This is a genomic window from Streptomyces sp. NRRL B-24085 (assembly GCF_001282115.1).
Classification (GTDB): domain Bacteria; phylum Actinomycetota; class Actinomycetes; order Streptomycetales; family Streptomycetaceae; genus Streptomyces.
This window is the reverse complement of the sequence record NZ_LJBR01000180.1, coordinates 1-7,397: the sequence shown is the minus strand read 5'-3', so window position 1 is coordinate 7,397 and position 7,397 is coordinate 1. Positions and strand designations below refer to the sequence as shown.

7 protein-coding genes are annotated in these 7,397 nt (G+C 69.7%); 4 read left to right on the top strand and 3 right to left on the bottom strand.

The features are described 5' to 3' along the window. A partial coding sequence (locus AOJ26_RS20715) for a M6 family metalloprotease domain-containing protein (protein ID WP_053849823.1) occupies positions 1 to 1,233 on the bottom strand: 1,233 nt, incomplete at its 3' end. 259 nt (positions 1,234 to 1,492) lie between these two features. Here AOJ26_RS20715 and AOJ26_RS20710 point away from each other — a divergent pair. Together AOJ26_RS20710 and AOJ26_RS20705 are read left to right on the top strand one after the other, a co-directional pair. Beyond that, a complete protein-coding gene (locus tag AOJ26_RS20710; RefSeq protein WP_053849822.1) occupies positions 1,493 to 2,137 on the top strand; it encodes a TetR/AcrR family transcriptional regulator in 645 nt (214 codons plus the stop codon). A gap of 95 nt (positions 2,138 to 2,232) precedes the next feature. Then, positions 2,233 to 3,774, top strand: a complete 1,542-nt coding sequence (locus AOJ26_RS20705; protein ID WP_053849821.1) for an MFS transporter — start codon at positions 2,233 to 2,235, stop codon at positions 3,772 to 3,774. A gap of 106 nt (positions 3,775 to 3,880) precedes the next feature. On the opposite strand, the gene AOJ26_RS20700 is transcribed toward AOJ26_RS20705, so the two are convergent. Beyond that, positions 3,881 to 4,390 carry a MarR family winged helix-turn-helix transcriptional regulator gene (locus AOJ26_RS20700; protein WP_053849820.1) on the bottom strand — a complete coding sequence of 170 codons (510 nt, stop codon included), beginning with the start codon at positions 4,388 to 4,390 and terminating at the stop codon, positions 3,881 to 3,883. A gap of 119 nt (positions 4,391 to 4,509) precedes the next feature. Between AOJ26_RS20700 and AOJ26_RS20695 the strand changes: the two genes are divergently transcribed. Beyond that, positions 4,510 to 5,301: a dioxygenase gene (locus AOJ26_RS20695; RefSeq protein ID WP_053849819.1), complete on the top strand. Its 792-nt coding sequence runs from the start codon at positions 4,510 to 4,512 to the stop codon at positions 5,299 to 5,301. A gap of 16 nt (positions 5,302 to 5,317) precedes the next feature. Here the strand turns inward: AOJ26_RS20695 and AOJ26_RS20690 are convergent, their stop codons facing one another. After that, a complete protein-coding gene (locus AOJ26_RS20690; RefSeq protein ID WP_053849818.1) occupies positions 5,318 to 5,848 on the bottom strand; it encodes a GNAT family N-acetyltransferase in 531 nt (176 codons plus the stop codon). Between the two features lie 193 nt (positions 5,849 to 6,041). Here AOJ26_RS20690 and AOJ26_RS20685 point away from each other — a divergent pair, with 193 nt between their 5' ends. Continuing rightward, complete coding sequence (locus tag AOJ26_RS20685; RefSeq protein WP_053849817.1) at positions 6,042 to 7,040, top strand: sigma-70 family RNA polymerase sigma factor; 999 nt, start codon at positions 6,042 to 6,044, stop codon at positions 7,038 to 7,040. Positions 7,041 to 7,397 lie beyond the last annotated feature (357 nt).

Genomic DNA, 7,397 nt, shown 5'->3' with positions numbered 1-7,397 from the left:
CCCCACAACCCGTACCCGGACATCCTTCGCCGGGTCCCGGAACTCCTCCCCGGTCGTGAACAGGGCGTCCGAGAGTTCCGCGTGGACGTTGGGGCTGCGGGTGCAGCCGCCGCTGTCGCGGTGTGCGTCGTACACGCGGACCGGGCCCCGCCCGGTGTCCACGTCCGCGTCGACCTTGTAGACGAGGACGCCCGGCCGGCACACCGTCTCGTCGTTGCCCTCGCGGGTGCGGAGCTCGATCGCGTAGCCGGTGCGGTGGCCGAGGGGGACGAACAGCAGCTTGGTGCCGAGGCCGGCCCGTGCCAGCGGAGTCAGCGTGTACTCCGAAGTGCCGCGTGACGTCACGCAGTTGACCTGAGTCGAGTCCAGCCAGCCCAGCTTCCACTTGTGCCAGCCGAGGAGGTCGTTGTTGGCGCCCCAGTCCTCGCTCATGATGTCCCAGTGGCCGACCGCGCCCCCGCCGTTCTGGGTGTACAGGTCGGGCAGGCCGAAGACGTGGCCGTTCTCGTGGGGCAGGACCCGGTAACCGGTCTGCGGGTAGGAACCGGAGCCGTCGTCCTGGCGGGAGTACACGAAGGAGGCGTTGGCGACGGGGACGCCGTCGGCGACGGGGGCGTCGGTGTTGCCGGCGAAGGTCACCGACAGGACGGTGTCCAGGGCGGATGGGCCGGCGTTCGGGGTCACCAGGACGTTCAGGAAGTCGTACGACCGGAAGTCCACCTTGGGGTCGGCGGCGGCCACGATGTCCTGGACGAGCCGGCGGTAGCCGGGGTCGAACGGGGCGCCGCGCTCTATGCCGTAGGCCCGGAAGGACTTCGGCATGCGCAGCCAGTCGGTGATCGGCGTCTCGGGGCGGTAGTCGAGGCGGCCGTAGGAACTGGTGCGGAACCAGTCCTGGGTCTGGGGGAAGAACTCGCGGAAGCGATCGAGAGCAGGGCCGGAGCCCGGCGCGTCGGAGAAGTCGATCATCAGGGTGAGGGCGTGGACGGTGCCGGTGGAGCGGGAGTAGCCGCCGGGCGTGGGCAGGCCCTCGGACATCTGGACGGCCGGGCCGCCGCTGATCTGACAGGCGTCGTGGGAGTCGGAGCGGGCCACGGCGACCGGGCCGGCGGTCGTGGTCCCGGAGGCGGGGTGCTCGGTGCCGGCCGCGGTGCTGACCGCGAGGGTGAGCGCGGCCACGGAGGCGAGGGCGGCGACGCGGCGCGGGCGTATGCGACGTCTGGTCCACGGCATGCGAGCACCTCTCGGAGCGCGGCAGCCGCTGGTCAGAAGGCTGCTCCTCTCCGATCACCCTGTGCCGGGGGAGGGGCGCACGCGCGCTGGAGGAGACCGAACGTGGGTATCTCCTGATCTGTGACTCAGGTCACAACACAATTTCCTCTCAACCCGAAATAACCGGGGAGCGTCTCCCCGTTTAGACCTGTGTCCGAGCGAAACGGGGACTGCCTCCCCGGATCGTGAAGCTTCAAGTCTTCGACCAGAGGAGTGCACCGTGACCGCCACGACGACCGCGCAGCGCAAGGCGCCCCGGCCCCGCGCCGACGCCCTGCGCAACCGCGAGCGGATCGTCAGCGCCGCCCGCGAGATGTTCACCGAGTTCGGCCCTGACGTGCCGCTCGACGAGATCGCCCGCCGGGCCGGCGTCGGCAACGCCACGGTGTACCGCAACTTCCCCGACCGCGACGCGCTCGTCCGTGAGGTGGTGTGCTCGGTCATGGACCGCACCACCGAGGCGGCCGAGATCGCGCTCGCGGAGACCGGCGACGCCTTCGGGGCGCTGGAGCGTTTCGTGCACACCGCCGCCGACGAGCGGATCAGCGCGCTGTGCCCGATGATCCAGAGCACCTTCGACCAGAACCACCCGGACCTGGAGGCCGCGCGCGTGCGGTGCGAGGAGCTCGTCGTCGAGCTCATGAACCGCGCCAAGGCGGCCGGCCAGCTCCGTACCGACGTGGACTCGGGCGACCTGCTGCTCGTGGTCGCCCAGCTCAGCCGGCCGCCGGCGGGCACCGCCTGCTTCCAGGTCGACCGGTTCGTCCACCGCCATCTCCAGCTGTTCCTGGACGGACTGCGGGCCCCGGCCCGCTCCATCCTCCCGGGTGCGGCCACGACCCTGGAGGACCTGCGCCAGGTCTGACCCGATCCGGCGCCGATGAGTTCAGAACACCAGACCAGTCCTTAGTACGTCCTCGATCACCTTTTCCGTTCCGAAGTCCCGAAGTGGGTACCCCCATGTCTGAAACAGCCGCAAAGGCTCCCGGCGCACCGGCTCCGTCCGGTGACGCCAACCGCTGGAAAGCGCTCGTCTTCATCGCGCTCGCCCAGCTGATGGTCGTCCTCGACGCCACCATCGTGAACATCGCCCTGCCGTCGGCCCAGACCGACCTCGGCATATCCGACGGCAACCGGCAGTGGGTCGTCACGGCCTACGCCCTCGCCTTCGGCGGGCTCCTGCTCTTCGGCGGCCGCATAGCCGACCTGTGGGGCCGCAAGAACGCCTTCGTCGTCGGCCTGATCGGCTTCGCCGCGGCCTCCGCGCTCGGCGGTGCCGCGACCTCCGGCGCCATGATGTTCGGCGCCCGTGCCCTCCAGGGTGTCTTCGGCGCCCTGCTCGCGCCCGCCGCGCTCTCCCTGCTCGCCGTGATGTTCACGGACGCCAAGGAGCGCGCCAAGGCGTTCGGCATCTACGGCGCCATCGCCGGCGGTGGCGGTGCCGTGGGCTTCATCCTCGGTGGTGTACTGACCGAGTACATGGACTGGCGCTGGACCTTCTTCGTGAACATCCCGTTCGCGATCGTCGCCGCGCTCGGCGCGTACTTCGTCATCCGTGAGCCGGAGGGCGGCCGCAACCGCAACCCGCTCGACATCCCTGGTGTCCTGCTCTCCACCCTGGGCCTGGTCGCGCTGGTCTACGGCTTCACCCGTGCCGAGTCCGACGGCTGGGGCGACTCCGTGACCGTCGGCATGTTCGTCGCGTCGGCCGTGCTGCTGATCGCGTTCGTCGTCACCGAGGCCAAGGTCAAGGCCCCGCTGCTGCCGCTGCGCGTGATCACCGACCGCAACCGCGGCGGGATCTACCTCTCCCTCGGCATCGCGATCATCGCGATGTTCGGCACCTTCCTGTTCCTCACCTACTACCTGCAGATCGTGAAGGGCTACACGCCGATCAAGACCGGCTTCGCCTTCATGCCGATGATCGTCGGCATGATGGTCGGCTCCACCCAGATCGGCACCCGTCTGATGACCCGCCTGCCGGCCCGTCTGCTGATGGGCCCCGGCTTCCTGGTCGCCGCGGTCGGCATGCTCCTGATGACCCAGCTGGAGATCGGTTCGTCGTACGCCTCGACGATCCTGCCCGCGATGCTGCTGCTCGGCCTCGGCATGGGTACGGCGTTCATGCCGGCCATGTCCCTGGCCACCCTGGGCGTCGAGCCCCGGGACGCCGGTGTCGCCTCCGCGATGGTCAACACCTCGCAGCAGGTGGGCGGCGCGATCGGTACGGCCCTGCTGAACACGATCGCCGCGTCGGCCACGACCTCGTACATCAAGGACCACATCGGCTCCGCGGCCTCCAAGTCGCAGCAGCAGCTCGTGGCGCTCGAGGGCCAGGTGCACGGCTACACCAACGCGATCTGGTTCGCCGTCGGCATGCTGGTGCTCGCCGCCGTGATCGTCGGGACCCTCGTCAACGCCGGCCGTCCGGACACGGCCGCGGTGGCCGGTTCCGGTGCGGGCGCGGAGGAGGAGCTGGCGGTACCGGTCGTCGCCCACTGACGACGACCGTCCGGCCGTACCCCTTCGAAGACCTCGTGCGTACGGGGATGGGGACGCTCCGTACGCACGGCCCCAGGAACTGCCCTGGTCTCGCTGAGTGAGCGGCTCAGCGGAGCCAGGGCAGGTCCGCGCCCGCCTCGTTCGGCTGGAGTCCCTCGGCGACGATCTGCATGATCTCGCCGAGGGACTTCTGCTGTTCCGGGCTGAGCCGGTCGAACAGGGCGTTGCGCACGGCCCGCACATGGCCCGGCGCGGCGCCCCGCAGCATCTCCAGGCCCGGGTCCGTGAGCACCGCGAACTGGCCGCGCCGGTCGTCCGGGCAGTCTTCGCGGCGCACCCAGCCGTTGCGTTCCAGGCGGGCGATCGCGTGCGAGAGGCGGGAGCGGGTGATCTTCGCCTTCATGGCCAGCTCGGTCATCCGCAGCCGCCGGTCCGGGGCCTCGGCGAGGCCGACGAGCAGCCCGTAGTAGATGTGCGGCATGCCCGCGTCCCGCTGGAGCTGGCGGTCGAGGTGATCCTCGAGCAGGGTCGTGGCGTGCACGTAGGAGCGCCAGATGCGCTGCTCTTCGTCGTCGAGCCACTGGGGCTCCTCGTCGGGGGCGGATGCCGTGTTCATGTGTCCCACTCTACGAGCTCTCTCCTTGAAGGTTAAACAAATGAGGCGTACAGTCATGCGAGTAGAAGCTTTAAATTTGAAGCATCAGTCGCATCGGAAGTCCCGGAGGAGTCCCCGCCATGTCCGCCGACACGCTGGAGCGCATGCCCGCCCTCTACCTGAGCCACGGGGCCCCGCCGCTCGCCGACGACCCGATCTGGCCCGGTGAGCTCGCCGCCTGGTCCGCGGACCTGCCCCGCCCCAAGGCGATCCTCATGGTCTCCGCCCACTGGGAGGAGGCCCCCCTCGCCCTCGGCGCGGTCACCCCCGTCCCGCTCGTCTACGACTTCTGGGGCTTCCCCGAGCACTACTACCGGGTGACGTACGACGCCCCCGGCGCCCCCGGACTCGCCGAGTCCGTCCGCAAGTTGCTGCGCGCCCCCGGCACCCCCGTGCAGGACATCCCGGACCGCGGACTGGACCACGGGGCCTACGTCCCGCTCGTCGAGATGTTCCCCGAGGCGGACATCCCCGTCCTCCAGATCTCCATGCCGACCCTCGACCCCGTCAAGCTCATGGAGATCGGCCGCAAGCTCGCCCCGCTGCGCGACGAGGGCGTCCTGATCGTCGGCTCCGGCTTCTTCACCCACAACCTCGCCGCCCTGCGCCACACCGGCCCCGGCGTGCCCACCTGGTCCTCCGAGTTCGACGACTGGGGCCGGCGGGCCCTGGAGGCGCGGGACGTGGACTCCCTGCTCGACTTCCTCGACAAGGCCCCTGCCGGGCGCTACGCCCATCCCCGCACCGAGCACTTCGCACCCCTCTTCGTCACCATGGGCGCGGCGGACGTGAGCGGCGAGCTGGACACGCAGAAGTCCGTCATCGAGGGCTTCTGGATGGGCATGGCCAAGCGGTCGGTGCAGTTCGGCTGAGCTTTTCCGCGCGGGCCTACAGGTCCTTCTCGTACCAGGCCACGTCCCAGTAGCGGCCGAACTTGCGGCCCACCTCCCGGTAGGTGCCGACGTACCGGAACCCGAAGCGTTCGTGCAGCCGCGTGGACGCCTCGTTGGGCTGGGCGATGCCCGCGTAGGCGCGGTGCAGGTCCTCGCCCGCCAGGGCCTCGAAGAGGGCCTTGTAGAGGAGCGTGCCGACGCCCCGGCCCACCGCGTCCGGGGCGAGGTACACCGTGACCTCCACGGAGGTCGCGTACGCGGGCTTCGCGCGGAAGGGGCTGGAGGTGGCGTACCCGAGGATCCGCTGTGAGGTTCCTGTCGGGTCGGTGTCGGTGGCAACCATCAGCCGGTACGGGCCGTCTTCAGGGTGGGAGAGCAGCCAAGGACGGCGCTCCTCCGGGGTGAAGACGGCGGTGTCGAACGTGATCGGCGTCTCACGGACGTAGTGGTTGTAGAGGTCGGTGAGGGCCTCGAGGTCGCCTTCGGCTCCCGGCCTGACCTGCACCTCTGCATGTTCCGACGACATCACGCCTCCTCGTGTGGCCGGACAGGGTACTGCAAGATCAGAAAAATAGGGTGACGGGTTGGGAATTCTGTCCGGTTTCCAGTCGTTGTTTCCATCGGATGCAGGGCACCCGAGGAGAGTCCGGAAAGCAACCGGAGCCCGGACCCAGCGTCCGAAGGACCACCCGCTGACCCAACATCGCAAGGGAGCACGCATGGCAACCCGTGCCGTCGCCCGTCGTAAGTCCGCCACCGGCGGGTCTACCGACGCGGCACGCAGTGTTCGCGTCCATGGCGGCGAGATCGCCGACCGCGACCTGGTCGGCATGTACCTCGACGAGATCGCGCGTACGCCGCTGCTCGACGCCGCCAAGGAAGTCGAGCTGTCCCAGATCATCGAGGCGGGTGTGTTCGCCCGACAGGTCCTCGACGGGTACGAGGAAGCCAAGGCCGACGCGACCCGCGAAGAGCTGGAGGCCCTGGTGGAGGAGGGGGAGCGCGCCAAGGACGTGTTCATCCGCTCCAACCTCCGTCTGGTCGTGGCCGTGGCCCGCCGCTACCCCCGCAGCGGCCTGCCCCTGCTCGACCTGATCCAGGAGGGCAACGCCGGCCTGGTCCGCGCGGTCGAGAAGTTCGACTACCGCAAGGGCTTCAAGTTCTCGACCTACGCGACCTGGTGGATCCGTCAGGCCATCACCCGCTCCATCGCCGACCAGTCCCGCACCATCCGGCTGCCCGTCCACCTCGTGGAGGAGCTGGGCCGCATCCGCCGTGTGCAGCGCGAGTTCAACCGCGAGCACGGCCGCGACCCGGAGCCCGCGGAGATCGCCGCCGAGCTCGGCTCCAACGCCGAGCGCGTGACGGACGTCCTGGACTGGGCCCGCGACCCGGTCTCGCTGAACATGTCGGTGGACGACGACGGCGACACCCAGTTCGGCGACCTCCTGGAGGACACGTCGGCGGTCTCGCCGGAGCAGTCGGTGCTGACACTGCTGCGCAGCGAGGAGCTGGACGACCTCATCGGCCGCCTCGACCAGCGCACCGCGTCCATCATCAAGATGCGGTACGGCATCGAGGACGGGCGCGAGCGCACGCTGACCGAGGTGGGCAAGGAGCACGGCCTCACCCGTGAGCGGATCCGGCAGATCGAGAAGCACGCCCTGCTGGAGCTGAAGAAGCTGGCGCGGTCCACCGGGTTCGACGCGGCGGCTTAAGCGGGTGAACCCGCGTACGCCGGGTGGCGAAAGACCGCGCGAACATGGCTGTACTAGGCCGCTTCAACCGGCTGGACCCTGGGAACAAGTCTTCAGGGTCCAGGTGTTCGGGCCCCGAGGACCTGACCTTCGGACCCTTCTGAACCAAGTCCCGACGCAATCCCCCCCGGCGCCGGGACTCTCCCCGAGCCGGACTTCGGCGCCCCTCCCCCCGGGCGCCGGGGTCCGGCTCTTTTTCGCGCCTCGGAAAGCCGAACGGTGGGTCACCCCGTACCTGAACCACGGGGTGACCCACCGAAGGGGAGATTCTGTCACATCGCGGGGTGGCCTCCGGCGGTCGAGCGGGGGGTCCGTGGC

Bases quoted from the DNA above. Each gene is read 5' to 3' on its own strand.
- AOJ26_RS20690 (WP_053849818.1), bottom strand. From the start codon at position 5,848: ATGTCGTCGGAACATGCAGAGGTGCAGGTCAGGCCGGGAGCCGAAGGC.
- AOJ26_RS20695 (WP_053849819.1), top strand. From the start codon at position 4,510: ATGTCCGCCGACACGCTGGAGCGCATGCCCGCCCTCTACCTGAGCCAC.
- AOJ26_RS20700 (WP_053849820.1), bottom strand. From the start codon at position 4,390: ATGAACACGGCATCCGCCCCCGACGAGGAGCCCCAGTGGCTCGACGAC.
- AOJ26_RS20705 (WP_053849821.1), top strand. From the start codon at position 2,233: ATGTCTGAAACAGCCGCAAAGGCTCCCGGCGCACCGGCTCCGTCCGGT.
- AOJ26_RS20685 (WP_053849817.1), top strand. From the start codon at position 6,042: ATGGCAACCCGTGCCGTCGCCCGTCGTAAGTCCGCCACCGGCGGGTCT.